Origin of the sequence: Streptomyces sp. CB00455 (assembly GCF_001905445.1) — a bacterium.
Classification (GTDB): Bacteria; Actinomycetota; Actinomycetes; order Streptomycetales; family Streptomycetaceae; genus Streptomyces.
In genome coordinates this window covers 476,258-501,959 of sequence record NZ_LIVQ01000004.1, presented here as the reverse complement: position 1 = coordinate 501,959, position 25,702 = coordinate 476,258, and the positions used below count along the sequence as shown (strand labels likewise).

The following is a 25,702-nucleotide window of genomic DNA, read 5'->3' as shown; positions in this document are numbered from 1 at the left end:
GTGCGCGGCGCCGCACGTACGGCAGGGCGGCCGCGGCCCCGCGGGACACGGCCGCCCGATCCGCCCGTCACGGCCTTCGCGGAGGTCCGCCCGTCACGGCCTTCCCGGAGCTACTTGGCCGACGGCGAGGGCGCCGTCACCTGGCAGCCCTTCTGTCCGTTCATCGCCTTGTCCAGACCGCCCGCGTTGAGCTGCGCGAGCGCGTCCTTGCCGCCCTGCGTCGCCTGCTGCAGACCGCCCGCGACCTCCTTGAGGCCCTCGGCGAACTTCGTCTGGTCCTTCGGGTCCAGGCCGTCCATCTTGGTCTTGAGTTCGGCGTAGCCCTTGGAGGTCTCGTTGAAGCCCTTGACCGCGGCCTCCTGCGTCGCCTGGCCGTTCTTGACCGGCGGGACTCCCGCCCCCTGCAGGGCGGCGCCCATCGTCTTGTACGACTCGGACATGGTCCCGAACGCCGCCGAATCGGTCGTCTGGACCTCCTCGGGCTTGCTGCTCTCGGTCGCCACGCGCTTGATCTCGGCGTTGGCCGTCTCGATCTTCTTCAGTTCGGGCTGCCACTGGTCGCAGACCTTCTTGGCCCAGGCGTCGGCCTTCTTGTCGCCGTCGTCCCCGCCGCAGCCGGACAGGACGAGCATCAGCACCGCGCCGCCCGACAAGGCGGCCGCAAGCTTCTTGTTCACCGGATTGGTCCCTTCGAAGGCTCTCGGCCCGGAAGATACACGCCTGCCATCGGGGGACGCACAAAGGCGGACAGACGGCGCGTCAGTCCGCGCCGCCTGTCCGCCCTTCGGGCGTACGGCCGGTCCTGCCCGGCGCCGCCCGTACCGCTGTCGCTACCCGGGTCAGGAGACCGCCGCGGGATCGGCCGGCTGGGCCACCCGCTCGACGGCCCCGCCGTCCTCCTCCTCGCCCACGGCGATGCCGCGGCGCTTGGAGACGTACACGGCGCCGACGATGACGCCGATCGCGAGGACCGCGACGATCGCCCGCACGGTCGCGCTGGTGTCCTCGCCGTAGCTGAACTGCACGACGGCGGGGGCGATCAGCAGCGCCACCAGGTTCATGACCTTGAGCAGCGGGTTGATCGCCGGACCGGCGGTGTCCTTGAACGGGTCGCCGACCGTGTCGCCGATGACGACCGCGGCGTGGGCCTCACTGCCCTTGCCGCCGTGGTGGCCGTCCTCGACCAGCTTCTTGGCGTTGTCCCACGCCCCACCGGAGTTGGCGAGGAAGACGGCCATCAGCGTGCCCGTGCCGATGGCCCCCGCGAGGAACGAGCCGAGGGCGCCGACGCCGAGGGAGAAGCCCACGGCGATCGGGGTCAGGACGGCGAGCAGGCCGGGCGTGGCGAGCTCGCGCAGCGCGTCCTTGGTGCAGATGTCCACGACGCGCCCGTACTCGGGCTTCTCCGAGTAGTCCATGATCCCGGGGTGCTCGCGGAACTGCCGGCGCACCTCGTACACCACGGCGCCCGCGGAACGGGAGACCGCGTTGATGGCGAGCCCAGAGAAGAGGAACACCACCGCCGCGCCCAGGATCAGCCCGACGAGGTTGTTGGGCTGCGCGATGTCCAGGCTGAGGTTCATCTCGCCGGCCTTGGCGCCGACCTCCTTGACGGCGGTCGCGATCGCGTCGTTGTACGAGCCGAAGAGCGCGGCTGCGGCGAGCACGGCCGTGGCGATGGCGATGCCCTTGGTGATCGCCTTGGTGGTGTTGCCCACCGCGTCCAGGTCGGTCAGCACCTGCGCGCCGGCGCCCTCGACGTCGCCCGACATCTCGGCGATGCCCTGGGCGTTGTCGGAGACGGGACCGAAGGTGTCCATGGCGACGATGACGCCGACGGTGGTGAGCAGGCCGGTGCCGGCCAGGGCCACCGCGAACAGCGCGAGCATGATCGAGGTGCCGCCGAGCAGGAACGCCCCGTAGACGCCGAGACCGATGAGCAGCGCCGTGTAGACGGCCGACTCCAGGCCGACGGAGATGCCTGCGAGGACGACGGTGGCCGCGCCGGTGAGGGAGGACTTGCCGATGTCCCGGACGGGACGGCGGCTGGTCTCGGTGAAGTAGCCGGTCAGCTGCTGGATGAGGGCGGCCAGCACGATGCCGATCGCGACGGCGACGACGGCCAGGACGCGCGGGTCGCCCGAGTGGCCCAGGATCGCGGCGTCCTCGACGCCGACCAGCTCCTTGTAGGTGGCCGGCAGGTAGGCGTAGACGGCGACCGCGACCAGCACGAGGGAGATCACGGCGGAGATGAAGAAGCCGCGGTTGATCGCGGTCATGCCGCTGCGGTCGCTGCGGCGCGGGGACACCGCGAAGATGCCGATCATGGCGGTGACGACGCCGATCGCGGGGACGATCAGCGGGAAGGCCAAGCCCAGGTCGCCGAAGGCGGCCTTGCCCAGGATGAGCGCGGCCACCAGGGTGACGGCGTACGACTCGAAGAGGTCGGCGGCCATTCCCGCGCAGTCGCCGACGTTGTCGCCCACGTTGTCGGCGATGGTCGCGGCATTGCGCGGGTCGTCCTCCGGAATGCCCTGCTCGACCTTGCCGACCAGGTCGGCGCCGACGTCGGCGGCCTTGGTGAAGATGCCGCCGCCGACGCGCATGAACATCGCGATGAGCGCGGCGCCGAGGCCGAAGCCCTCCAGGACCTTGGGCGCGTCGGCCGCGTAGACCAGGACGACGCAGGAGGCGCCGAGCAGGCCGAGGCCGACGGTGAACATGCCGACCACGCCGCCCGTGCGGAAGGCGATCCTCATCGCCTTGTGGGAGACCTCGGTCAGGTCCCTGGCGGGCTCCCCCTCGGCGGGGGTGGCCTCGCGTGCGGCCGCGGCGACGCGGACGTTGGCACGGACGGCCAGTCGCATGCCGATGTAGCCGGTGGCCGCCGAGAAGAGCGCGCCCACGAGGAAGAAGGCGGACCGCCCCGCCCGCTGCGACCAGGTGTCGGCGGGGAGCAGGAAGAGCAGGAAGAAGACCACGACGGCGAAGACGGCGAGGGTGCGCAGCTGGCGTCCCAGGTAGGCGTTGGCGCCCTCCTGGACGGCTGCGGCGATCTTCTTCATGCTGTCGGTTCCCTCGTCGGCGGCGAGGACCTGGCGGACCAGGATCTGTGCGACGACGAGGGCGGCCAGTGCCACGGCCGCGATGACGATCACGATGAGCCGGTTGTCATCGGTGAGTACTGCGGCTGCCAGATCCGAGGTGCGATCGGGCGCGATAGGGGTGAAGAGCCCCGTCATTCGTCCTCCTTGACGTGATGAGCTCAAGATGTGGACGGATTGTAGGGAGCGCGCCCCGATCAAAACAGTGCACGGGAAACGGAATTGGCGTGCTCCTGCTCCTCACCAATAGATCGCGCCCCTTCATTACCCCCGAAAGTGGTAATGGGACAAAGGCATTGACGCCCGATCGCCGATCAAGAGAAATGGAAAAGGCCCTGCTCAGCAGGGCCTTGATTCTGATCCGAAGATATGAGGGCAATGCGCGGCCCCCTGGGTCTAAGGGCTGTCCCGCAATCCCCGGTGGACCAGCGCACGGCGTCAGATGCGGTGCATCGCAAGGCGGATGGGCGCCCTCATACTGGGCGTATCGGGGCGTTCCGACAACGCCGCGAGGCGCCGTAGCCGGCGTCGTGCGCCCGCCGGGGATTGCGGGACAGCCCTTAGGGAACGTCGGAGTCGGCCGAGACGGGCCAGCTCATCCGAATGGTCCCGCCCCCTTCCCCGCTGGTCACCTCGACGTCGTCGACGAGCCCGCTGATCACGGCGAGACCCATCTCGTCCTCGCCCTCGATGTCCGGGTCCAGGACGGCGTCGATGCCGGCGACGGCATCCACCGGCCCGCCGGCCGGTCCGGGGAGCTCGTCGCCGACCTCGATGGAGAACACTTTCTCCTCCTCGGTCAGGACGACCCGGACGGGCGCGGTCAGCCCGTTGCTCCGATGGAGTCCGACGGCACGTGAGCAGGCCTCGCCGACGGCGAGGCGCACCTCGTCGAGGACGGCTTCCTCCACACCCGCGCGCCGCGCCACGGCGGCCGCGACCAGGCGGGCCGTCCGGACGTGTTCGGGCTGGGCGCTGAAGCGCAGTTCAACGGTGGCCATGCGCGTCCCCCTCGGACTACGGGCGTGCCTTGACAGGGGCCGGGCCGGCGACGGCCCGGTACCCCTCATCTCGTCGGCTCCTTACTGTCCGGAGCCCTCAGTCAGTAGCGCTGACGGCGTCTTCCACGGTCGTGTGGATCGGGAACACCTTGGTCAGACCGGTGATGCGGAAGATCTTCAGGATGCGCTCCTGATTGCACACCAGACGGAGCGAACCCTCGTGCGCGCGGACGCGCTTGAGGCCTCCCACCAGCACACCAAGCCCGGTGGAGTCGAGGAAGTCCACTCGCTCCATGTCGACTACCAGGTGGTAGCTGCCGTCGTTCACCAACTCCACCAACTGCTCGCGCAGCTTGGGCGCGGTATACACATCAATCTCGCCACCGACCTCCACGACCGTACGGTCGCCGACAGTGCGAGTCGACAGGGACAGGTCCACGGATCCTCCAGCACCTTGCTATCGAGCGGCGCCCCCCAGGGGCCTCCCCACCCGAAGGTAGGCGAGGGATTGGCTGCCGCAATGGCATTCAATCACTTACCGGCAGGCGCGCACGACGCCTTCCGACCATTGTCCCGCACGCCAGTGACACACTCGCTTCCAATGGCCAATACTCACCGTCCCGGTCGGCCCACGGCACCCGCGGACTCCAGACCCACCCCCGGCACGGTCCTGGACCGGCTGGCACGGGGGCCTTCCCGCGCTGCGCGCATCACCCATACGGAGCACTTGCCCCCTCGGGAGGGACGTCATGCAGTCTGGCCCGACCGCATCCGAACGGATGTCGTAGCCGCAATCCAGGCAGCCGGGATCGACCATCCGTGGGAACACCAGGCCGCGGCCGCCGAGCACGCCCTGGACGGCACCTCCGTGGTCGTCGCCACCGGCACCGCCTCGGGCAAGTCGCTGGCCTACCTGGCGCCCGTGCTCTCCGCCCTCGCCGAGGGGGCCGACGCCCCGAACGGCAGGGGCGCCACCGCCTTGTACCTGGCCCCCACCAAGGCCCTGGCCGCTGACCAGCGACGCGCCGTGCGGGAGCTGGCCGCCCCGCTCGGCACCGCGGTCCGCGCCGCCGTCTACGACGGCGACACGCCCGTCGAGGAACGCGAATGGGTGCGCCAGTACGCCAACTACGTGCTGACCAATCCCGACATGCTGCACCGGGGCATCCTCCCGGCCCACCCGCGCTGGTCCTCCTTCCTGCGGGCCCTGCGCTACGTCGTGATCGACGAGTGCCACACCTACCGGGGGGTCTTCGGCTCCCACGTGGCACAGGTGCTGCGCCGGCTGCGGCGCCTGTGCGCCCGCTACGGCTCCGACCCGGTCTTCCTGCTGGCCTCGGCCACCGCCGGCGACCCGGCCGCGGCGGCCTCCCGGCTGACCGGCGTCACAGTGACCGAGATCACCGACGACGCCTCCCCGCGCGGCGAGGTCGTCTTCGCCCTGTGGGAGCCGCCGCTGCTGAGCGAGCTGCGGGGCGAGAAGGGCGCCCCCGTGCGCCGCACGGCCACCGCCGAGACCGCCGACCTGCTGACGGATCTGGTCGTCCAGGGGGTCCGCACGGTCGCCTTCGTGCGTTCGCGGCGGGGCGCCGAGCTGATCGCGGTGATCGCCCAGGAGCGGCTCGCCGAGGTGGACCCCTCACTGTCCCGGCGCGTCGCCGCCTACCGGGGCGGCTACCTGCCCGAGGAGCGCCGCTTGCTGGAGCGGTCCCTGCGCTCCGGCGAGCTGCTGGGCCTGGCCGCCACGACCGCCCTGGAGCTCGGCGTGGACGTCTCGGGCCTGGACGCCGTCCTGATCACCGGCTACCCGGGCACCCGGGCCTCCCTGTGGCAGCAGGCGGGCCGGGCCGGGCGGGCCGGCCAGGGCGCCCTGGCCGTGCTGGTGGCCCGCGACGACCCGCTGGACACCTACCTCGTCCACCACCCCGAAGCGCTCTTCCGGCAGCCGGTGGAGGCCACCGTCCTCGACCCGGACAACCCGTACGTCCTGGCCCCCCATCTGTGTGCGGCGGCGTCGGAGCTGCCGTTGACCGAGGCGGACCGGGAGCTCTTCGGTCCGGCGACCGCGGAGCTGCTCCCCCAGCTGGAGGCGGCGAAGCTGCTGCGCCGGCGGGCCACGGCCTGGCACTGGACCCGCCGGGAGCGGGCTTGCGACCTGGCCGACATCCGCGGCGGCGGCGGCCGCCCGGTCCAGATCGTGGAGGCCGCAACGGGCCGGCTGCTCGGCACGGTCGACGAGTCGGCCGCCCACACGGCCGTCCACGACGGGGCCGTCCACCTCCACCAGGGCCGCACGTACCTCGTGCAGCACCTGGACCTGGAGGACGCGGTGGCCCTGGTCGAGGAGGCGGACCCGCCCTTCTCCACCACCGCCCGCGACACCACCTCCATCTCCATCCTGGAGACCGAGACCGAGCTCCCCTGGGGCGCGGCCCGGCTCTGCTACGGCTCGGTCGAGGTCACCAACCAGGTCGTCTCCTACCTGCGGCGCAAACTGATCACCGGGGAGGTGCTGGGCGAGACCAAACTGGATCTGCCGCCCCGCACCCTGCGCACCAGGGCCGTGTGGTGGACGGTCACCGAGGACCAGCTGGACGAGGCCCGGATCCATCCGGAGATCCTCGGCGGCGCCCTGCACGCCGCCGAGCACGCCTCCATCGGACTGCTGCCGCTGTTCGCCACCTGCGACCGCTGGGACATCGGCGGTGTCTCCGTGCCGCTGCACCCCGACACCCTGCTGCCCACGGTCTTCGTCTACGACGGCCACCCGGGCGGTGCCGGCTTCGCGGAGCGCGCCTTCCACACGGCCCGCGCCTGGCTGACGGCGACCCGCGACGCGATCACGGCCTGCGAATGCGAGGCGGGCTGCCCCTCCTGCATCCAGTCCCCCAAGTGCGGCAACGGCAACGAACCCCTCCACAAGCGGGGCGCCGTCCGTCTCCTGACCCGCCTCCTCTCCGAAGCCCCGCCCGACCCGGCCCCCGATCAGCCCCCACCCCCCGGACCCCCCGCCCGATGACCCCCGGGACGCCCCGCCGCAGCACCCCGGACCGGCCCGGGATCCGGGGCAGGAGCCGGGGCGGGAGCCGGGGCGGGATCCGGCGCGGGAGGGGTGCGGGGCGGGCCGGCTCGGGCGCGGATCGCCGGGGTGAAGGGGCCCGCACCCGGGCGGGCCGTGACCTCGGCGACCTCGCCCCGGACCTCGCAGGCGGCCAGGGCCGCCCCCTGCGCCGCGGCCACCCGCAGCGCCGCCCCGCAGGCCCGCTCCGGCCCGTGCGCCCAGGTCGCCGCCGCCGCGAGCGCCGCCAGGTCCGCGGCCGATGCCGCCCGGTGCCGGGCCACGACCGCCTGGCCGAGCACCAGCACACCGCCGAAGACCGCCGCCAGTACGGTCGCAGCAAGCGTCGCCCACACCGTGGCCGAGCCCCGGTCCCGGCTCACGGCGGCGGCCCCACGCTGTCCTCCGCCAGGGCGACCGCCTGTGCGCCGAGCCGTACCGGCAGCCCTCCCGGCCCCGGCGCCGGAGCCGCCACCCGTACCCGCCAGAGGTCCCCCTCCCGCTCCAGTTCCACCCGCGCCCCGGCCGGCGCGGCCTGCCGGGCCGCCGCCAGCGCCACCTCCCCGGGCTCCGAGCGGGCCGCCGCCCGGGCGCCGGCCCGGGCCGCGTCCACACACCGGATCTGCGCGGCCGCTGCCATCAGCGCCCACACCAGGAGCGCCGCGAAGAGCACCAGCGCCGGGATGACCAGCGCGGCCTCCGCCGTCACGTAGCCCCGGTCTCCCGTGCACCGGTCTCCCATGCGCCGGTCTCCCCGGCGCCGGTTCCTTGCGGCGCTTTTCTCAGAAGGGCACATCGAGTGCCTTCCCGATGGTCGACTGAAGGGCCGTGGCGACCACTTCACTCGTCACCACTTTGTACAGAACGGCCGCGAACGCACAGGCCGCGATCGTTCCCATGGCGTATTCCGAAGTGGACATGCCCGCATCGCCGCGGCGACCCCGCAATGCCGTCCGGACACGAAACCAGATGATCCTCATGGCAACCTCCTGTTGATTTCCTCGTGGATGGGTGTGACTTATGTGACGTCAGGTGTTCGAGAGAAGACCCGAGGCCATTCCGATCACCACCGGAGCAACCCCGATTGCGAGAAAAGCGGGGAGAAAACACAGCCCCACCGGTGCGGTGACGAGCACCGCCGCCCGCTGCGCCCTGGCGCCCGCCTGCCGGGCCCGGTCCTCCCGCAGAGCCGACGCGAGCCGGGAGACCGGTTCCGCGGCGGGAGCCCCCGTCCGCGCGGCCCGCTCCAGACAGCCGGCAAGGTCCCGAGCGCCCGGTATCTCGGCCAACCTGCCCCACGCGACGCCCGGTTCGCCGCCGAGCCGAACCTCCGCCCCGGCTCGGGCCAACCCCTCGCCCACCGGACCGCCCAAGGACTCCCCCACCACCTCAGCAGCCTCCACCGGCCCCGCCCCGGCGGCCAGGCAGGCCGCCAACAGGTCCGCCGCTAAGGCCAGCTGACGCTCCACCTCCCCCGGATCCGCCCCGGCCGGCGGCCGCGCCCGCCGCTGCCACCGGCGCACCCCGAGCGCCGCCGGCACCCCGACCGCGACCCCGGCCGCCCCGCCGACCAGCACCCAGGCCGCCAGCAGCGCTCCGGCCGGCCCGCCCCACGCCGTCACGACCCCGCGCAGCCGCGCGGCCCGGTCCGGCCCCCTCGATACCGGCGGCACGCCCAGCAGGCCCCCGGCCCTGCGCCGGGCCCGGCGCGCCCGCAGCCCAGCGGCCGCGGCCGAACCGGCACACAGCGCCGCCACCGCCAGGCACAGCACGATCCCCAGCCTGTGGACGGTGAAGCCGCCCATCACCGCTCCCCCGTCCGCACGATCCGCCGGCACCACGCCAGCCCGAGTGCCTCCAGCACCGCGCCAGCGAGCAGGCACCCCCAGCCCATCGGGGTGTGCAGCAGCACGCGCAGGGGATCGGCGCCCAGCCCGGTGCCGATCAACAGGCCCACCAGGGGCAGCAGGGCGAGCACCACCGCCGTGGACCGCGCCCCCGCCAGCTGGGCGCGCAGCGACTCCTGCCGGTCCCGCTCGGAGCGCAAGGCGCCTTCCAGCCGGTCCAGTCCGGCGGCCAGTCCCGCTCCGCCGTCCACCGACACCCGCCAGCAGGCGGCCATCCCCGCCAGTCCCTCGGCGCCGGGCTCCCGCGCGGCCAGCCGCAGGGCCCCGGGCACGTCCCCGCCGAACGCCGCAGCGGCCAGCACGCCCGTCTCCAGCGCCCCCGGCCCGCCGGGGCCGGCGGCCGTGCGCCGTATCGCCGCCGTCAGGGCCTGCCCGGGCTGGGCTCCCGCCCGCAGCTCCCCCACCGCCGCGCCGCACAGGGCGACCACCTCCGCGGCCCGCGCCGCCCTGGCCCGCTCCCGGGCCCGGCCCCGCAGCCACCGGCGTACCAGCGGCACCGCCGCCGCCCCGGCCAGCAGCGGGATCGCCGAGCCACCCAGCACCGCGACCACCAGCCCGGCGCCAACGCAGGCCCACTCCCGCCAGCGCTCCGCCCGCATCCGCACGCCGGCCAGCAACCGCTCCCGGCGCACCGGCCCAGCCGCGACCACCGGGCCGCCCCCGGCCAGCACCAACCGGGTCCGCCGGGACACCCGGTCCCCGCCGGTCAGCGCCCAGGCTGCCGCTCCGGCACACAGCATCCCGGCGAACACCGGCACCGGCGCCGCCGCCCCCGGGTTCACCGGGCACCCCGCAGCAGCGGCCGCAGCCGTTCCCAGCCCCGCTCCCGTACGAAGCCCCGCGCCGACCAGCGCAGCGCCGGCACGGTGACCACCAGCCCGGCGGGATCGCGCTCCAGCACGTGCACCTCGGCCACCCGCCGCCGGCCCTCGCGGTCCCGCGCCAGGTGGATCACCAGGGTCAGCGCCGCCGCCAATTGGCTGTGCAACGCGGCCCGGTCGAGCCCGGCGGCGGTACCGAGCGCCTCCAGCCGGGCCGGTACATGGGCGGCGGCATTGGCGTGGACCGTGCCGCAGCCACCCTCGTGCCCGGTGTTGAGGGCGGCCAGCAGGTCCGCCACCTCGGCGCCCCGCACCTCCCCGACCACCAGCCGGTCGGGCCGCATCCGCAGCGCTTGGCGGACCAGGTCCGCCAGCGTGACCAGGCCCGCGCCCTCCTGGTTGGCGGGCCTGGCCTCCAGGCGCACCACATGCGGATGGTCGGGCCGCAGCTCGGACGAGTCCTCGGCGAGCACGATCCGCTCACCTGGGCCGACCAGCCCCAGCAGGGCGCTCAGCAGGGTCGTCTTCCCGGTCCCCGTCCCACCGGAGACGAGGAACGACAGCCGGGCCTCGACCATGTCCCGCAGCAGCCGCTGCCCGCCGGGCGGCAGGGTGCCGGCCGCGACCAGCTCCTCCAGCGTGAACGCCCTGGGCCGCACCACCCGCAGCGAGAGGCAGGCCGATCCCACCGCCACCGGCGGCAGCACCGCGTGCAGCCTGGTGCCGTCGGGCATCCGGGCGTCGACCCAGGGCCGGGCGTCGTCCAGGCGGCGCCCGGCGACGGCGGCCAGCCGCTGGGCGAGCTTGCGCACGGCGTCGGTGCCCGTGAAGGTCACCCCGGTCAGCTCCAGTCCGCCGCCCCGGTCCACCCACACCCGGTCGGGGGCCGCCACCAGCACGTCGGTGACCTCCGGGTCGGCGAGCAGCGGCTCCAGTGGGCCCGCGCCGACCAGTTCGGAACGCAATTCGGCCGCGACGCCCAGCACTTCGGCGTCGCCGAGCAGACGGCCCTGGGCCCGCAGCGCCGCCGCCACGCGCGCCGGGGTCGGCTCGGCCCCGCTCTCGGCCAGCCGGCGGCGCACCGCGTCCAGGAGCACGGCGCTCATGCCGGCACCGCCTGGGCGGAGCCGAGCGCCCGCTGCCAGAAGCCGTCGCAGAAGCGGGCCAGCGGGCCGCGCCCCTGCGCCCCCGGGGGCTCCCCCTCGGCCACCCGGCCCGGGAGCCCCACCTCGACCGGCACCTCCCCGGCCAGCGGCGCCCCCAGCAGCCCGGCCACGGCCTGTGGTTCGAGACCGCCGGGGCAGCGGCCCCGTACGACGACACGTACGTCCCGGGCCACCATCCGGACCCCGGCCGCCACCCGGCCCGCGGCGGCCACCGACCGCAGTTCGCCCGGCACCACCATCAGCACCAGGTCGAGCTGCGCGAGCACCTCGGCCACGGCTTCGTCCACCCGCCGGGGGAGGTCGACCACCACGACGCCGCCGCGGCGGCGCGCCGCGGCCACCACCGAACGCACGGCGGCGGGGGGTACCACGACGCGGTCCCCCCGGTCCCAGCTGAGCAGCCGCAACGAGTGCACTTCGGGCAGGGACTCCTCCAGCGCACCGGCGCCGACCCGGCCGCGCGAGGCCGCGAAATCCGGCCATCGCAGCCCTTCCGCGCGCTCGCCGCCGAGCAGGACGTCCATGCCGCCGCCCAGGGGGTCCCCGTCGATGAGGATGGTCCGCTCTCCGGCGCGCGCGGCCCGCAGCGCGAGGGCGCAGGCCAGGGTGGAGGCCCCGGCCCCACCGCTGCCGCCGATCACGCCGACGGCGAGGGCGGGCCGCCCGGCGCCTTCCACCACATCGGCGATGCGGTCGACGAGGCGGCTCTCGGCATCCGGGAGCCTCAGCACCTCCTCGGCGCCGATCTCCACCGCCAGCTGCCACACGAGGGGGTCGTCCAGCTCCCGGCCGACGAGGAACACGCCGTCCCTGCGGGGCGCCCCGCGCACCCGCCGTGCCGCGTCGTCCCCGACCAGCACCAGCGGCGCGGACTCCCACCCGACACCCCCGGCGGACACGCCCGGCGCCCCTTCCCCCGGCACCTCGTGACCGTGGTGCACGTGCGGTTCGGCGCCCGCGGCGGCGCAGAGCCGCAGGAGGTCGTCGAGCAGCAGGGGATCCTCGGTGACGATCAGCGGGCGCCCGCCACCGCCCGCTCCCGCGGCCACACCACCGGCAGCAGCGGTTCCGGCCACTGCCACGGCCCCGTGCACCACAGCATTCGCGGTGCCTGCCCCGGCCGCCACCGCCTTCGGAGTTTCACACGACTTGGATCGAGCCACGATCTCCGCCCCCTTCTCGCAACGAAATGAAGCGCCGCGGACTTCGCGGCTGGAATCACCGTGCAGCGATCGGGAAAAAGAAGTGGATCTTGATCCAAAACTGTGGACAACGCATCGGCTGTGAATAACCCGTTCACCCTGCCGGGGGAGTTCCACAGCGCGGTGGAACCGTTACGCTCCGTCACGAGTCTGGGTAAAGGAGAGTCTTCGACGGGGAGGCGCCATGAGACAGGGGGGCCCAGGAATGGTCACTTGGGGCCGAAGGCAGGGACGCGAACCGCGTCCGGACATGCGACGACCCCCGCCGGGGGGGAGAGCGGGGGTCGTCCCCACGGTCCGACTCGGGGGGGGAGGAGCCAGACCGGGTTAGCACGGTCGCGAACGATCCGTGACTTCCATGGTGTACCCGAGAGCCTTCTCAGGCAAACCCACGCGCCACACCTTACGCCGAATGGTGGGCGCATATGCTCGGGGCGTGGAAAATCAGCCCTTGCCGCACTCCTCGCCTCGCACCGCAGCGTTCTTCGACCTGGACAAGACGGTCATTGCGAAGTCGAGCACCCTGACGTTCAGCAAGTCCTTCTACCAGGGCGGCCTGATCAACCGGCGGGCCGTGCTGCGCACCGCGTACACGCAGTTCATCTACTTGGCCGGCGGCGCCGACCACGACCAGATGGAACGGATGCGCGAGTACCTCTCCGCCCTGTGCAAGGGGTGGAACGTGCAGCAGGTCCGGGAGATCGTCGCGGAAACCCTGCACGACCTCATCGACCCGATCATCTACGACGAGGCCGCGTCCCTCATCGAGGCCCACCACACCGCCGGCCGCGACGTGGTGATCGTGTCGACCTCGGGCGCGGAGGTCGTCGAGCCGATCGGGGAGATGCTCGGGGCCGACCGCGTCGTCGCCACGCGCATGGTCGTGGGCGAGGACGGCTGCTTCACCGGTGAGGTCGAGTACTACGCCTACGGCCCGACCAAGGCGGAGGCCGTCCGCGAGCTCGCCGAGTCCGAGGGGTACGACCTCGCCCGCTGCTACGCCTACAGCGACTCGGCCACCGACGTCCCGATGCTGGAGGCGGTGGGACACCCCCACGCCGTCAATCCCGACCGGGCACTGCGCCGGGAGGCCGTGGCGCGGGAGTGGCCGGTGCTCGTCTTCAGCCGGCCGGTGCGGCTGAAGCAGCGGCTGCCGGGGCTGTCGATGCCCGCCCGCCCGGCGCTGGTCGCCGCCGCGGCGGTGGGCGCCGCGGCCGCCACGGCGGGGCTGGTCTGGTACGCGAGCAGGCGCCGGGCGGGCGCACTTGCAGCTGCCGCCTCCGGCTGAGCCCCGCGGCGAAATGGCCGGTAATGCGATGGTGCGAGATATCCGTTTCGCACCAATCCGTCCAGGAAAGTAAAGAAGTCCGACCAGGGGTTTCGCTCATCTCGGAAGCGGAGTACAAAGGAGTCAACGGCCCGCGAGACCAAAGAACATCCGAGAGGATCATCTTTAAAACGCAGTAAGGCCCACGGACCGAAGCACGAACGCCGAGCACCCACGCGACGTCGACCCGTCGATTACGGGCCAGCCGCACCAGGTGACGGGCAAAGTTCCCGACCTGATGGGCATATTTCGAGGACGCTTGGTAACACGGCGGGAGTGCCAGCGGCGACACCAGCAAAACGGTGTCGCCGCAACCCTTTGTCCGGCCACCCCGGACCCCCCGGCCGCTCCGGCTCCTCACGCTCCCCCAGCCGCTCCGGACCCCCAGCCGCTCCGGCTCCTCACGGCTCCTCCGGACGCCGCCGCGCCCCGGGACGGTCCGCCGCCCGTCAGGCGTCAGGCCGCGCCCCGCTGCAGGGCCTCGCACACCGCCGTCGACTCCCGCACGCCCAGCTCGACCGCCCGCCCGCAGTGGGCGATCCAGGCGCCCAGCCCCTCCGGAGTGCCGGAGACGTAGCCCTCGAAGGCGGCCAGGTACGCCTCCCGGCCCTGTTCCGCGTGCCCGACCTCCGCCGGGCAGATCGCCTTGGGATCCAGACCGCTGTTGATCAGGACGATGCGCTCGGCGGCCCGCGCGACCAGCCCGTTGTACGTACCGAAGGGGCGCAGGGCCAGCAGCTCGCCGTGCACGACCGCTGCCGTCACCAGCGCCGGGGCGGACCCGCCCGCGATGACCAGCCGGGACAGTCCGTCCAGTCGGCCCGCGACCTCTTCCGCGTCCGGCAGCGGGAGGTCCACCAGCGGTTCGTGCACCGGCTCGCCCGCAAGCCGCGGCCTGCCCACCACGTCGCCGTCCGCCGTCGACCCCGACGCCACGAGGTGCAGCCGCGCCAGGACCCGCAGCGGCGACTGGCGCCAGATGCTCAGCAGCTGCCCCGCCTCCGCGGTGAGCCGCAGCGCGGCGCCCACCGTCAGCGCCTCGGCCTCCGAGCCGAAGTCGGTCCTGCGGCGGACCTCCTCCAGCGCCCAGTCCGCGCCGGACAGCGCCGCGCTCCCGCGGGCACCGCGCAGCGCGGCCTCCGAGGTGATCTCGCCGCTGCGGCGGCGCATCACCCGGTGCCCGTAGACACGGTCCACGGCCTTGCGTACGGAATCCACGGAATCGGCGACACCGGGCAGCCCGGCCAGCGGGGCCAGCGGGTCAGAAGCGCTACTCATAAGTAGGGAGCCTACGCACTGGCCACCCGTGACACCGACCCCTCCTTGGAGTGGTCTTCTTCACTCACTTCGACCACTCTTCGCGGTCAAGCCGCTACGCTTGGTGAACATGAAGATCGCTTTCGTGGGAAAGGGCGGCAGCGGCAAGACGACGCTGTCCTCGCTCTTCATCCGCCACCTCGCCGCCAATGAAGCCCCCGTCATCGCAGTGGACGCCGACATCAACCAGCATCTGGGCGCCGCGCTCGGTCTCGGCGAGGACGAGGCCGCCGCACTGCCCGCGATGGGCGCCCACCTTCCCCTGATCAAGGAGTACCTGCGGGGCTCCAACCCCCGCATCACCTCCGCCGACAGAATGATCAAGACGACCCCGCCCGGCCGGGGTTCACGCCTGCTGCGGGTGACCGAGGACAACCCGGTGTACGACGCCTGCGCGCGCACCGTCCTGCTCGACGGAGAGCCCGTACGGCTCATGGCGACCGGGCCGTTCACCGAGGCCGACCTCGGCGTGGCCTGCTACCACTCCAAGGTCGGGGCGGTCGAGCTGTGCCTCAACCACCTCGTGGACGGGCCCGACGAGTACGTCGTCGTCGACATGACCGCAGGCTCCGACTCCTTCGCCTCCGGCATGTTCACGCGCTTCGACGTGACCTTCCTGGTGGCCGAGCCGACCCGCAAGGGCATCGGTGTCTACCGCCAGTACAAGGAGTACGCCCGCGACTTCGGGGTCTCGCTCAAGGTCGTCGGCAACAAGGTGCAGGGGCCCGAGGACATCGAGTTCCTCCAGGACGAGGTGGGCGAGGACCTGCTGGTCACCGTGGGGCACTCCGACTGGGTGCGAGCGATGGAGAAGGGCCGGCCGGCCGCCTTCGAGCTGCTGGAGGCGACCAACCGGCTGGCCCTGCAGTCCCTGCAGGACGCGGCCGACGACTCCTACGCGCACCGCGACTGGGAGCGGTACACCGAGCAGATGGTGGGTTTCCACCTCAAGAACGCTCAGAGCTGGGGCAACGCCAAGACCGGGACCGATCTGGCGGACCAGGTCGATCCCGGTTTCGTCCTGCGCGAGGAGAGCGCGGCGGACCGGGCTCCCGGGGAGGCGGCGCAGGGCGACGCTCCCGTCAGCCCTCCTCACCTCCCGCTTCGGCCTGCTCCCCAGCCGGCGTGACGGCCGCGGGGGCCGCCGGCGGAGCGGGCGGCGGTCCCGCGGTCAGGAACTTCGACCAGCCCTGCTTCGGCGCCTCGCCGACGTCGAGGGTGCGCATCCACTCCAGGGCCTTGGGGTCCTGTGCGTCCAGCCAGTCCGCCAGCTCGCGGAACGGCACGCAGCGGACCTCCTTCTGGGTGCACATCGACTCGATGGACTCCTCGACGGCGCGCATGTAGGTGCCGCCGTTCCAGGACTCGAAGTGGTTGCCGATGATCAGCGGTGCGCGGTTGCCCTGATAGGCCCGGTCGAAGGCCTGCCGCAGGCCGTCGCGCATCTGGTCGCCCCAGTACGTGTGCTGCGAGGGGTCGCCCTGCGAGGTGGTCCCCGACTGGTTGACCATGTAGTTGTAGTCCATGCTCAGCGTGTCGAAGGCGCGGCCCGGCATGGGCACGAGCTGGAGCGGCAGGTCCCAGAGCCCGTCCGTCTTCTTGGGCCAGATCTGCTTGCTGATGCCGCTGGAGTCGTAGCGGAAGCCCATGTCCCTGGCCGCCAGCATGAAGTTCTTCTGGCCTTCGAGGCAGGGGGTGCGGGCCCCGATGAGTTCCTTGTCGTAGTCGAAGGGGAGCGGCGCGTGGTCCTTCAGGCCGGCGTTGGTCTTCCAGTTCTTGACGAAGGACTTCGCCTGGTTGATCTCGCTCTTCCACTCCTCCACCGACCAGGTGCCGACGCCGCCGTCGGGGCCGCAGAAGTGGCCGTTGAAGTGGGTACCGATCTCGTTGCCCTCCAGCCAGGCCGCGCGGACCTGGGTGGCGGTGTCCTTGATGCCCTGGAGGTCGCCGAATCCGATGTCGGATCGGCCCGGCGCGTGCTGCGGGGCGGTGTAGAGGGAGCGCTTCTCCTCGGGGAGCATGTACACGCCGCTGAGGAAGTACGTCATGCGGGCGTTGTACTTCTTGCCCACCTCGCGGAAATGCGAGAAGAGCTTCTGACTGTCCTCGCCGGCCCCGTCCCAGGAGAACACCACGAACTGCGGCGGCTTTTCGCCGGGCTTGAGCTTCTGCGGCTTCTGTACGTTCGGCTGCGCACCGGTGTAGACGGTCGACCCGTCACCGATGGGCCGGTTGACGCTGCCGGGCGCCTCGGGCACGGCGCCCTTGCGGGCGTTCTGGCCCCCGGGGGCCGGGGACTTGGCGGGTTCCGAGGTGCTGCAGCCGGCACCCCCAAGGACCAGCGCCGTGGCGACCAGGCCGCCGGCGATCTTCTTCGTGGCGGCGATCATCCGCCCCACCTCTCCCTCGCAGTTCCATCGCAGGACTTCCGCGCCGCAACGTCCCACGCGGTCCGCAAAGAAGAAAGTATGACAAGCCGTACAAAATGCTTAATCACCCGTGCGTGGTAATTCGTAGGCTATTTGCCCGTATTATCCACCATCGTTCTTTACTCTCCATTACCATCCATTTACCGAGCGTTGAGACTCCCGCCGCTTCATCACTCTCCCCGAGGAGACGGGACCCATGACAGCCACCTGCCCCCCACGCACGAGCGAAGAGACGCACGGGAAGGCCCTCGCGGCCTCCGGTGCACAGCGCCGCAGGGACCGCCCCAAGGACCTGCCCGCGGACCTCTCCGCCTCCCTCGCCGTCTTCCTGATCGCCCTGCCGTTCTCGCTCGGCATCGCGCTGGCCACCGGAGCACCGCTCCAGGCCGGCCTGGTCGCCGCCGCGGTCGGCGGAATCGTCGCCGGACGCCTCGGCGGCGCACCCCTCCAGGTGAGCGGGCCCGCGGCCGGACTCACGGTCGTCACCGCCGAGTTGGTCCAGCACTACGGATGGCGCACCACCTGCGCCATCACCGTGTTCGCCGGTTTCTGCCAGGTCGGCCTGGCCCTGTTGCGCACCGCCCGGTCCGCCCTCATGGTCAGCCCGGCCATCGTCCACGGCATGCTCGCGGGCGTCGGCGTGACCATCGCGCTGGCCCAGCTGCACATCGTGCTCGGCGGTACCCCGCAGAGCTCGGCCGTCGCCAATGTCCTCGGGCTGCCGGCGCAAATGGCGGAGCTGCACCCGGCCGCACTCGGCATCAGCGTGCTGACCCTGCTCGTCCTGTTCGGCTGGCCCAAGCTGCCCGGGCGCACGGGCCGCGCCCTGCGCAAGGTGCCGGCCGCCCTCGCCGCCGTCGCGACGGCCACCGCCTTCGCCGCCCTGGCCGGGCTCAGCCTGCCGCGGGTGGACCTGCCCTCGTGGCGCAGCCACGCGCTGCCCCAGATGCCCGAGGGGCCGGCCCTCGGGATCATCGCCGCCGTACTGACCGTCACCCTGGTCGGCAGCGTGGAGTCCCTGCTCTCCGCCGTCGCGACCGACAAACTGATCGCCTCCGAGCGCGCCGCCGGCCGGCGGCCGCCGCGCGCCGACCTCAACCGGGAGCTGCGGGGACAGGGAGCGGCCAACATCGTCTCCGGCGCCCTCGGCGGACTGCCCGTCGCGGGCGGAGCGGTCCGCAGCGTGGCCAACGTCAAGTCCGGCGCCGTGAGCAGGCGGTCGGTCATGTTGCACGGCCTGTGGATCCTGCTCGCGACCGGGCTGCTCGTGCCGGTCTTGGACCTGATTCCGCTCGCCGCGCTCGCCGCGCTCGTGATGGCGGTGGGCGTGCAGATGGTGAATGCCACGCACCTGCGCAGCGTCACCCGGCACCGGGAGGCCCTGGTCTACGGGACGACCATCGTGGCCGTGGTCCTCGGCGGGGTCCTGGAGGGCGTCGCCATCGGCATCGCGGTGGCGGTCGCACTGGCTCTGTACCGCCTGACGCGGACCCGCATCACGGTGGAGCAGCTGGACAGCGGCGTCCACCGAGTCTGGGCGCGAGGGCAGTTGACCTTCCTCGCGGTGCCGCGGCTGAGCCGGGTGCTGAGCCACATCCCGCACGAAGCACGCGTGCTGGTCGAGCTGGACGGCTCCTTCATGGACCACGCGGCCTACGAGACGCTCCAGGACTGGCAGGACGCCCACGTGGCGCACGGGGGATCGGTGGAGGTCACCGGCCGCCACGCCGAGGGGGCCCAGCACTCCGACCTGGCCCGGCGCACCTCCCAGCGCGGCGGGCACCAGTGCTGCCGCCCCTGGACTCCGTGGCAGAACCACTGCGACCACCGCGCCGCGAACACCCCTACGGAGCCGGAGCGGACGACCGCCACCCTGGCAGCGGCGTCGGCAGCGGCATCGGCATCGGCATCCGCGTCGGGCCAGGCACCGGCGGCGGCCACGGCGCCTCCCCGGCGGCGCGGCGCCGGCCAGCTGGCAAACGGGATCGGCGCCTTCCAGCGCGACACCGCCCCCCACGTGCGCGACGAGCTGGCCCGACTCGCCCGCGAGGGGCAGCGCCCCTCCCAGCTCTTCCTCACCTGCGCCGACTCCCGCCTGGTCACCAGCATGATCACGGCCAGCGGACCGGGTGACCTCTTCACCGTCCGCAATGTCGGCAACCTCGTCCCGCTGCCGGGCGCCGAATCCACCGACGACTCGGTCGCGGCGGCCATCGAGTACGCGGTGGACGTGCTCCAGGTTGACAGCATCACGGTGTGCGGGCACTCCGGGTGCGGAGCCATGCAGGCGCTGCTCGACTCCACCCCCGGGGCGCCCATGACCCCGCTGCGCCGCTGGCTGCGGCACGGTCTGCCCAGCCTGGAGCGGATGGCCAGCCGCCACCACGCCTGGGCCCGGATCTCGGGCCGGCTCCCGGCCGACGCCGTGGAGCAGCTGTGCCTGACCAATGTGGTGCAGCAGCTGGAGCACCTGCGGGCCCACGAATCGGTGGCCAGGCGGCTCGCCGAGGGCACGCTGGAGCTGCACGGGATGTACTTCCACGTGGGTGAGGCGCAGGCCTACCTGCTCTCGGGGGGCGAGGACTTCTTCGACTGCCGGGTCTTCGACACCGTCGGCCAGAGCGTCTGATCACGACGTCTTCGCGGCACGCCCGAACCGGTACTCTCCGGTACCCGTGCAATCGTTCGGCCCCTTCCCGCACCCGCAGCGGGGAGGGGCCGTCGCATAGGTGCTGGCGTGCTATAGGTCTAAACCAATTTCAGGTTACCCCTTGTCACCTGGGCCGCTGACTGATGAGCTATGCCCGGGGACACAACGGACACCCTGGGAAAGGGAGATGTCGTGAGCAATGAAAGCCTGGCCAATCTGCTCAAGGAGGAGCGGCGGTTCGCACCGCCCGCCGATCTGGCCGCCGCTGCCAATGTCACCGAGGCGGCGTACGCACAGGCCGACGCGGACCGGCTGGGCTTCTGGGCCGAGCAGGCCCGGCGGCTGACCTGGGCCACGGAGCCGGCCGAGACGCTCGACTGGAGCAACCCGCCCTTCGCGAAGTGGTTCGCGGACGGCAAGCTGAACGTCGCGTACAACTGCTTGGACCGGCACGTCGAGGCCGGCAACGGCGACCGTGTCGCGATCCACTTCGAGGGCGAGCCCGGCGACAGCCGCGCGATCACCTACGCCGAGCTCAAGGACGAGGTCTGCCGGGCCGCCCACGCCCTGACCGAGCTGGGCGTCCAGGCGGGCGACCGCGTCGCCGTCTACCTGCCGATGATCCCCGAGGCGGTCGTCGCGATGCTCGCGTGCGCCCGCATCGGCGCCGCGCACTCCGTGGTCTTCGGCGGCTTCTCCGCGGACGCCGTCGCCTCCCGCATCCAGGACGCGGACGCCAAGCTCGTGATCACCGCCGACGGCGGCTACCGCCGCGGCAAGCCGACCGCCCTCAAGCCCGCCATCGACGAGGCCGTCGCCAAGTGCCCGCAGGTCGAGCACGTGCTCGTCGTGCGCCGCACCGGCCAGGACACCGCCTTCAGCGAGGGCCGGGACATCTGGTGGCACGATGCCGTCGGCCGCCAGTTGGCCGAGCACACCGCGCAGCCCTTCGACGCCGAGCACCCGCTCTTCATCCTCTACACCTCGGGGACCACGGGTAAGCCGAAGGGCATCCTGCACACCTCGGGCGGCTACCTCACGCAGGCGGCCTACACCCACCACGCCGTCTTCGACCTGAAGCCGGACACCGACGTCTACTGGTGCACCGCCGACATCGGCTGGGTGACCGGGCACTCCTACATCGTCTACGGTCCGCTCGCCAACGGCGCCACCCAGGTGATGTACGAGGGCACCCCGGACACCCCGCACCAGGGCCGGTTCTGGGAGATCGTGCAGAAGTACGGCGTCACCCTCCTCTACACGGCGCCCACGGCCATCCGGACCTTCATGAAGTGGGGCGACGACATCCCCGCGAAGTTCGACCTCTCCAGCCTTCGCGTCCTGGGCTCCGTCGGCGAGCCGATCAACCCGGAGGCCTGGATGTGGTACCGCAAGCACATCGGCGGCGACCGCTGTCCGATCGTGGACACGTGGTGGCAGACCGAGACCGGCGCCATGATGATCTCCCCGCTGCCCGGCGTCACACAGACCAAGCCGGGCTCGGCGCAGCGCGCGCTGCCCGGCATCGGCGCCACCGTGGTGGACGACGAGGCGGGCGAGGTCCCGAACGGCGGCGGCGGCTACCTCGTGCTGACCGAGCCGTGGCCGTCGATGCTGCGCACCATCTGGGGCGACGACCAGCGGTTCATCGACACCTACTGGTCGCGCTTCGAGGGCAAGTACTTCGCGGGCGACGGTGCCAAGAAGGACGAGGACGGCGACATCTGGCTGCTCGGCCGGGTAGACGACGTGATGCTGGTCTCCGGCCACAACATCTCCACCACCGAGGTCGAGTCGGCGCTCGTCTCGCACCCCGCGGTCGCCGAGGCGGCCGTGGTCGGCGCCAACGACGAGACGACCGGGCAGGCCATCGTGGCCTTCGTGATCCTGCGCGGCAGCGCCTCCGAGACCGAGAGCCTGGTCGCGGAGCTGCGCAACCACGTGGGCGCCACGCTCGGCCCGATCGCCAAGCCGAAGCGGATCCTGCCGGTCCAGGAGCTCCCGAAGACCCGCTCGGGCAAGATCATGCGCCGGCTGCTCCGCGACGTCGCGGAGAACCGGGCGGTCGGCGACGTCACCACGCTGGCCGACTCCTCGGTCATGGACCTGATCCAGAGCAGGCTCCCGGGCGCTTCCAGCGAGGACTGACCCGGACGGGTACGGCCTCGGAGGGCGTGTGGCGCAGAGCGCGCCGCACGCCCTCCTCCCGTTTAAGGTGAAGATCACCCGATACGACCGCGCGGACCCGGTAAGATGCCCGAACCGTCAATAATCGACGTCCACTACAACGAACACACACAGGGTGCGCCGGGAAGTCTGGTCGGCAACTGCATGAGTCATGCCGTCGACCGCCCCGGAGGTGCCCCACCGTGGCCACGCCCACGCCCCCGCCGCCCGCCCAGGACCCCGCACCCGCGCAGAGCGCCACCCCCGCCGCCGGCCGCAAGCTCCTCGGCAGGCTCTCGCTGCCCGAGCGCCGCTTCGTCGCGGAGGCTCTGCGCACCGAGACGGTCGGCGGCGTACTGCTGCTCATGGCCGCCGTCGCCGCACTGCTGTGGGCCAACATCCCGCCGATCGCCGACAGCTACGCGAGCGTCCGGTCCTTCCACATCGGCCCCGCCGCCCTCGGCCTGGACCTCTCGCTCCAGCACTGGGCGGCCGACGGCCTGCTCGCGGTCTTCTTCTTCGTCGCAGGCATCGAACTCAAGCGCGAACTCGTCGCCGGCGACCTGCGCGACGCGAAGGCGGCCGCCCTCCCGGTGATCGCCGCGCTCTGCGGCATGGCCGCCCCGGCGCTGGTCTACCTGCTGGTCAACGCGCTCGGCAACGGTTCCGCGAGCGGATGGGCGGTCCCGACCGCCACCGACATCGCCTTCGCGCTGGCCGTCCTCGCGGTCATCGGCACCTCCCTGCCCTCCGCCCTGCGTGCCTTCCTGCTCACCCTCGCCGTCGTCGACGACCTCTTCGCCATTCTGATCATCGCGGTCTTCTTCACCAGCGGGATCGACTTCCTCGCACTCGGCGGCGCGGTCGCCGGCCTGGTCCTCTTCTGGTTCCTGCTGCGCTTGGATGTCCGCGGCTGGTACGTCTACGTCCCGCTCGCCCTGGTCGTCTGGGGCCTGATGTACAACAGCGGCGTCCACTCCACCATCGCCGGCGTCGCCATGGGCCTGATGCTGCGCTGCCACCGCAGGGAGGGCGAGGAGCAGTCCCCCGGCGAGCGCATCGAGCACCTGGTCCGGCCCCTCTCGGCCGGTCTCGCCGTCCCCTTGTTCGCGCTGTTCGCCGCCGGCGTCTCCCTCTCCGACGAAGCCATCGCCCAGGTCTTCACCCGGCCGCAGACCCTCGGCGTGGTCCTCGGCCTCCTCGTCGGCAAGACGGTGGGCATCTTCGGCGGGACCTGGCTGGCCGCCCGCTTCACCAAGGCCGAACTCAACGACGACCTCGCGTGGCCGGACGTCCTGGCCGTGGCCACGCTCGCGGGCATCGGCTTCACCGTCTCCCTGCTGATCGCCGAACTCGCCTTCGCCGGCGACGAAACGCTGACGGACGAGGTCAAGGCCGCCGTCCTGATCGGCTCCTTCGCAGCCGCTCTCGTCGCGGCCGTCATGCTCAAGATCCGCGACCGCAAGTACCGGGCGCTGACCGAGGCGGAGGAACGCGACGAGGACCTCGACGGCATCCCGGACATCTACGAGGAGGACAAGCCCGAATACCACCTGCGGATGGCCAGGATCCACGAGGAGAAAGCCGCCGAACACCGCCGCCGGGCCCGCATCGCGGCCGCCACCGCCGCCGAAGAACCGGCCGGGTCCAGCACCGAGGGCAACCGTCCGGCATGATCTGAACTACGACGGAGGACCGCCGCCGGCAGCAGACGACAGAGGGAGAGAGCGATGAGCGCAGTGGACCAAGGGGCGCAAGGAGCCGAGCGCACACTCGGCCAGCTGGTCGCCTCGGCCACCGCCGAGATGTCCGCCCTGGTGCACGACGAGATCGCCCTCGCCAAGGTGGAGATCAAGCAGGACGTCAAGCGGGCGGGCATCGGCAGCGGGGCGGCGATCGTCGCGGGCGTGCTCCTGCTCTTCTCCCTCCCCGTACTGAGTTTCGCCGCGGCCTACGGGATCCATAACCTCGGCCTCGGCCTCGCCTGGTCCTTCCTCATCGTCGGCGGCGCGTTCTGGCTGCTCGCGGGCCTGATCGGACTCCTGGCCGTCGTCAAGTTCAAGAAGGTCAAGCCGCCGACGAAGACCATCGAATCGGTCAAGCAGACCGCCGCGCTCGTCGGGACCGTCAAGCCCCACGCACGGCCGGCCAGTGACAAGGCCGTGGGTGTGGCACGCTCGTCCTCATGACATCCACGCCGGACCCGGGCAATCCCCCCACCGCTGCCACGGCGGTACGGCTCGACCTCCCCGGCGGGAGGGCGGTGACGCACCGGGACGTCGCCGCCAACGGCGCCCGCTTCCACGTCGCCGAGCTCGGTGACGGGCCGCTGGTCCTGCTGCTGCACGGCTTCCCGCAGTTCTGGTGGACCTGGCGCCACCAGTTGACGGCCCTCGCCGACGCCGGCTACCGGGCCGTCGCGATGGACCTGCGCGGAGTGGGCGGCAGCGACCGCACCCCGCGCGGCTACGACCCCGCCAATCTGGCGCTCGACATCACCGGGGTCGTACGGTCCCTCGGCGAGCCGGACGCCGCCCTGGTCGGGCACGACCTGGGCGGCTACCTCGCCTGGACGGCGGCCGTGATGCGGCCCAAGCTGGTGCGCCGCCTCGTCGTCTCCTCCATGCCGCACCCGCGCCGCTGGCGCTCGGCGATGATGTCCGACTTCGGCCAGACGCGGGCGAGTTCGCACATCTGGGGCTTTCAGCGGCCCTTCGTCCCCGAGCGGCAGCTCGTCGCCGACGACGGCGCCCTGGTGGCGGAGCTGATCCGTGACTGGTCGGGGCCCCTGCTGGGAGAGGACGGGGACACCGCCGCCGACGAGGCGCTCGCCGTGTACCGGCGGGCCATGTGCATCCCTTCCACCGCACACTGCTCGATCGAGCCGTACCGCTGGATGATGCGGTCGATGGCCCGGCCCGACGGGCTCCAGTACTACCGGCGGATGAAGCGCCCGGTGCGGGTGCCGACGCTGCACCTGCACGGCTCGCTCGACCCGGTGATGCGTACGCGCAGCGCGGCCGGTTCCGGTGAGTACGTCGAAGCCCCGTACCGGTGGCGGCTGTTCGAAGGCCTGGGGCACTTCCCGCACGAGGAGGACCCGGTGGCCTTCTCGACGGAGCTGGTGAACTGGCTCAAGGACCCGGAACCGGACCGCTGAGCGGTCTGACCACCGTTCAATTGCCCGGCGCATAGGCCAATTGGCCGCTCCCGACGGGATTACGGACCTTGGGGCCCGGGCACAGCTCGGAGTATGGGCTGGACGCACGACTACGGTGACACCGCACACGAACGCCGCTCGGCAGCGACGCCGGGCGCCCTCGGGGGAACCGGCCGCCACGGCCACGACCTCCGCCTCGGGATCCCGCGCATCCTGCGCCGCCGGGCCCTGTGGGTCTCGGCGCGCCTGCGTCATCCGCGCACGTAGGAGCCACGTAGGAGCCCGGCGCCCCCACCGGCGAGCCTGGCGGCCCCACCGGCGGGCCCGGCGGGCCCCCGGCACCGTCCGGCGTGCCCGTCGGACCTCTCCGGCGCGTCCGGCTCGCAGGTGCGTC

At 72.3% G+C, this 25,702-nt stretch carries 22 protein-coding genes; 9 read left to right on the top strand and 13 right to left on the bottom strand.

Translation table 11 applies throughout. The features are described from left to right. Positions 1–110: 110 nt before the first annotated feature. The 4 genes from AMK16_RS19640 to bldG all read right to left on the bottom strand — a co-directional run bounded on the left by AMK16_RS19640 (position 111) and on the right by bldG (position 4,544). Positions 111–677, bottom strand: coding sequence for a small secreted protein (locus AMK16_RS19640; protein WP_073917440.1), 567 nt, complete (start codon positions 675–677; stop codon positions 111–113). Between the two features lie 162 nt (positions 678–839). Continuing rightward, a complete protein-coding gene (locus tag AMK16_RS19635) occupies positions 840–3,242 on the bottom strand; it encodes a sodium-translocating pyrophosphatase (protein ID WP_073917437.1) in 2,403 nt (800 codons plus the stop codon). A 422-nt stretch (positions 3,243–3,664) separates the two neighbouring features. Continuing rightward, positions 3,665–4,105: an ATP-binding protein gene (locus AMK16_RS19630; RefSeq protein ID WP_107417183.1), complete on the bottom strand. Its 441-nt coding sequence runs from the start codon at positions 4,103–4,105 to the stop codon at positions 3,665–3,667. Positions 4,106–4,202: 97 nt separating this feature from the next. Next, positions 4,203–4,544, bottom strand: a complete 342-nt coding sequence (gene bldG / locus AMK16_RS19625; protein WP_073917433.1) for an anti-sigma factor antagonist BldG — start codon at positions 4,542–4,544, stop codon at positions 4,203–4,205. 81 nt (positions 4,545–4,625) lie between these two features. Between bldG and AMK16_RS19620 the strand changes: the two genes are divergently transcribed. Next, positions 4,626–7,124 (top strand): DEAD/DEAH box helicase, encoded by a 2,499-nt coding sequence (locus AMK16_RS19620; protein ID WP_073917431.1) that lies wholly within the window; start codon positions 4,626–4,628, stop codon positions 7,122–7,124. Here the strand turns inward: AMK16_RS19620 and AMK16_RS19615 are convergent. From AMK16_RS19615 to ssd, 7 genes are read right to left on the bottom strand one after another with little or no spacing between them, the layout of a single operon-like run. Beyond that, positions 7,091–7,546 (bottom strand): Rv3654c family TadE-like protein, encoded by a 456-nt coding sequence (locus tag AMK16_RS19615; protein ID WP_073917429.1) that lies wholly within the window; start codon positions 7,544–7,546, stop codon positions 7,091–7,093. The two genes, AMK16_RS19620 and AMK16_RS19615, sit on opposite strands and share 34 nt — an antisense overlap. Beyond that, on the bottom strand, positions 7,543–7,905 hold the full coding sequence (locus AMK16_RS19610; protein WP_073917427.1) for a TadE family type IV pilus minor pilin: 363 nt from the start codon (positions 7,903–7,905) through the stop codon (positions 7,543–7,545). Before AMK16_RS19610 ends, AMK16_RS19615 begins: the two co-directional genes overlap by 4 nt. Positions 7,906–7,945: 40 nt before the next feature. Continuing rightward, the gene (locus AMK16_RS19605) at positions 7,946–8,143 is read right to left on the bottom strand and encodes a DUF4244 domain-containing protein (protein WP_073917424.1); all 198 of its coding nucleotides are present in this window, start codon (positions 8,141–8,143) and stop codon (positions 7,946–7,948) included. A gap of 48 nt (positions 8,144–8,191) precedes the next feature. Then, the gene (locus AMK16_RS19600) at positions 8,192–8,968 is read right to left on the bottom strand and encodes a type II secretion system F family protein (protein ID WP_079191608.1); all 777 of its coding nucleotides are present in this window, start codon (positions 8,966–8,968) and stop codon (positions 8,192–8,194) included. Beyond that, positions 8,968–9,810 (bottom strand): type II secretion system F family protein, encoded by an 843-nt coding sequence (locus tag AMK16_RS19595; RefSeq protein ID WP_073917804.1) that lies wholly within the window; start codon positions 9,808–9,810, stop codon positions 8,968–8,970. The genes AMK16_RS19600 and AMK16_RS19595 overlap by 1 nt, the downstream gene beginning before the upstream one ends. Positions 9,811–9,848: 38 nt before the next feature. Continuing rightward, positions 9,849–10,997, bottom strand: a complete 1,149-nt coding sequence (locus tag AMK16_RS19590) for a TadA family conjugal transfer-associated ATPase (RefSeq protein WP_073917421.1) — start codon at positions 10,995–10,997, stop codon at positions 9,849–9,851. Next, the gene (gene ssd / locus AMK16_RS19585) at positions 10,994–12,133 is read right to left on the bottom strand and encodes a septum site-determining protein Ssd (RefSeq protein WP_073917806.1); all 1,140 of its coding nucleotides are present in this window, start codon (positions 12,131–12,133) and stop codon (positions 10,994–10,996) included. The genes AMK16_RS19590 and ssd overlap by 4 nt, the downstream gene beginning before the upstream one ends. Positions 12,134–12,671: 538 nt before the next feature. Between ssd and AMK16_RS19580 the strand changes: the two genes are divergently transcribed. Beyond that, positions 12,672–13,547 (top strand): HAD family hydrolase, encoded by an 876-nt coding sequence (locus AMK16_RS19580; protein WP_073917418.1) that lies wholly within the window; start codon positions 12,672–12,674, stop codon positions 13,545–13,547. A gap of 495 nt (positions 13,548–14,042) precedes the next feature. Here AMK16_RS19580 and AMK16_RS19575 read toward each other — a convergent pair whose 3' ends face one another. After that, positions 14,043–14,864 carry an oxidoreductase gene (locus tag AMK16_RS19575; protein ID WP_073917416.1) on the bottom strand — a complete coding sequence of 274 codons (822 nt, stop codon included), beginning with the start codon at positions 14,862–14,864 and terminating at the stop codon, positions 14,043–14,045. A 109-nt stretch (positions 14,865–14,973) separates the two neighbouring features. Between AMK16_RS19575 and AMK16_RS19570 the strand changes: the two genes are divergently transcribed. Then, positions 14,974–16,032, top strand: coding sequence for an ATP-binding protein (locus tag AMK16_RS19570; protein ID WP_242438799.1), 1,059 nt, complete (start codon positions 14,974–14,976; stop codon positions 16,030–16,032). Here the strand turns inward: AMK16_RS19570 and AMK16_RS19565 are convergent. Beyond that, a complete protein-coding gene (locus tag AMK16_RS19565; protein ID WP_073917413.1) occupies positions 15,986–17,293 on the bottom strand; it encodes a hypothetical protein in 1,308 nt (435 codons plus the stop codon). The two genes, AMK16_RS19570 and AMK16_RS19565, sit on opposite strands and share 47 nt — an antisense overlap. Positions 17,294–17,528: 235 nt before the next feature. Between AMK16_RS19565 and AMK16_RS19560 the strand changes: the two genes are divergently transcribed. The 6 genes from AMK16_RS19560 to AMK16_RS36675 all read left to right on the top strand — a co-directional run bounded on the left by AMK16_RS19560 (position 17,529) and on the right by AMK16_RS36675 (position 25,575). Beyond that, positions 17,529–19,961, top strand: coding sequence for a SulP family inorganic anion transporter (locus AMK16_RS19560; RefSeq protein WP_073917410.1), 2,433 nt, complete (start codon positions 17,529–17,531; stop codon positions 19,959–19,961). Between the two features lie 171 nt (positions 19,962–20,132). Then, positions 20,133–22,130, top strand: a complete 1,998-nt coding sequence (acs, locus tag AMK16_RS19555) for an acetate--CoA ligase (protein ID WP_073917408.1) — start codon at positions 20,133–20,135, stop codon at positions 22,128–22,130. A gap of 221 nt (positions 22,131–22,351) precedes the next feature. Further along, on the top strand, positions 22,352–23,824 hold the full coding sequence (gene nhaA, locus AMK16_RS19550) for a Na+/H+ antiporter NhaA (protein ID WP_073917405.1): 1,473 nt from the start codon (positions 22,352–22,354) through the stop codon (positions 23,822–23,824). Between the two features lie 54 nt (positions 23,825–23,878). Further along, on the top strand, positions 23,879–24,337 hold the full coding sequence (locus AMK16_RS19545; RefSeq protein WP_073917402.1) for a phage holin family protein: 459 nt from the start codon (positions 23,879–23,881) through the stop codon (positions 24,335–24,337). Next, positions 24,334–25,308, top strand: coding sequence for an alpha/beta fold hydrolase (locus AMK16_RS19540; protein ID WP_073917401.1), 975 nt, complete (start codon positions 24,334–24,336; stop codon positions 25,306–25,308). The genes AMK16_RS19545 and AMK16_RS19540 overlap by 4 nt, the downstream gene beginning before the upstream one ends. A 93-nt stretch (positions 25,309–25,401) precedes the next feature. Continuing rightward, the gene (locus AMK16_RS36675; RefSeq protein WP_199885482.1) at positions 25,402–25,575 is read left to right on the top strand and encodes a hypothetical protein; all 174 of its coding nucleotides are present in this window, start codon (positions 25,402–25,404) and stop codon (positions 25,573–25,575) included. Positions 25,576–25,702 lie beyond the last annotated feature (127 nt).

Bases quoted from the DNA above. Each gene is read 5' to 3' on its own strand.
- AMK16_RS19635 (WP_073917437.1), bottom strand. From the start codon at position 3,242: ATGACGGGGCTCTTCACCCCTATCGCGCCCGATCGCACCTCGGATCTG.
- AMK16_RS19630 (WP_107417183.1), bottom strand. From the start codon at position 4,105: ATGGCCACCGTTGAACTGCGCTTCAGCGCCCAGCCCGAACACGTCCGG.
- AMK16_RS19620 (WP_073917431.1), top strand. From the start codon at position 4,626: ATGGCATTCAATCACTTACCGGCAGGCGCGCACGACGCCTTCCGACCA.
- AMK16_RS19610 (WP_073917427.1), bottom strand. From the start codon at position 7,905: ATGGGAGACCGGTGCACGGGAGACCGGGGCTACGTGACGGCGGAGGCC.
- AMK16_RS19605 (WP_073917424.1), bottom strand. From the start codon at position 8,143: ATGAGGATCATCTGGTTTCGTGTCCGGACGGCATTGCGGGGTCGCCGC.
- AMK16_RS19600 (WP_079191608.1), bottom strand. From the start codon at position 8,968: ATGGGCGGCTTCACCGTCCACAGGCTGGGGATCGTGCTGTGCCTGGCG.
- AMK16_RS19595 (WP_073917804.1), bottom strand. From the start codon at position 9,810: ATGCTGTGTGCCGGAGCGGCAGCCTGGGCGCTGACCGGCGGGGACCGG.
- AMK16_RS19590 (WP_073917421.1), bottom strand. From the start codon at position 10,997: ATGAGCGCCGTGCTCCTGGACGCGGTGCGCCGCCGGCTGGCCGAGAGC.
- AMK16_RS19580 (WP_073917418.1), top strand. From the start codon at position 12,672: ATGGTGGGCGCATATGCTCGGGGCGTGGAAAATCAGCCCTTGCCGCAC.
- AMK16_RS19575 (WP_073917416.1), bottom strand. From the start codon at position 14,864: ATGAGTAGCGCTTCTGACCCGCTGGCCCCGCTGGCCGGGCTGCCCGGT.
- AMK16_RS19570 (WP_242438799.1), top strand. From the start codon at position 14,974: ATGAAGATCGCTTTCGTGGGAAAGGGCGGCAGCGGCAAGACGACGCTG.
- AMK16_RS19565 (WP_073917413.1), bottom strand. From the start codon at position 17,293: ATGATCGCCGCCACGAAGAAGATCGCCGGCGGCCTGGTCGCCACGGCG.
- AMK16_RS19560 (WP_073917410.1), top strand. From the start codon at position 17,529: ATGACAGCCACCTGCCCCCCACGCACGAGCGAAGAGACGCACGGGAAG.
- acs (WP_073917408.1), top strand. From the start codon at position 20,133: ATGCCCGGGGACACAACGGACACCCTGGGAAAGGGAGATGTCGTGAGC.
- AMK16_RS19545 (WP_073917402.1), top strand. From the start codon at position 23,879: ATGAGCGCAGTGGACCAAGGGGCGCAAGGAGCCGAGCGCACACTCGGC.
- AMK16_RS19540 (WP_073917401.1), top strand. From the start codon at position 24,334: ATGACATCCACGCCGGACCCGGGCAATCCCCCCACCGCTGCCACGGCG.
- AMK16_RS36675 (WP_199885482.1), top strand. From the start codon at position 25,402: ATGGGCTGGACGCACGACTACGGTGACACCGCACACGAACGCCGCTCG.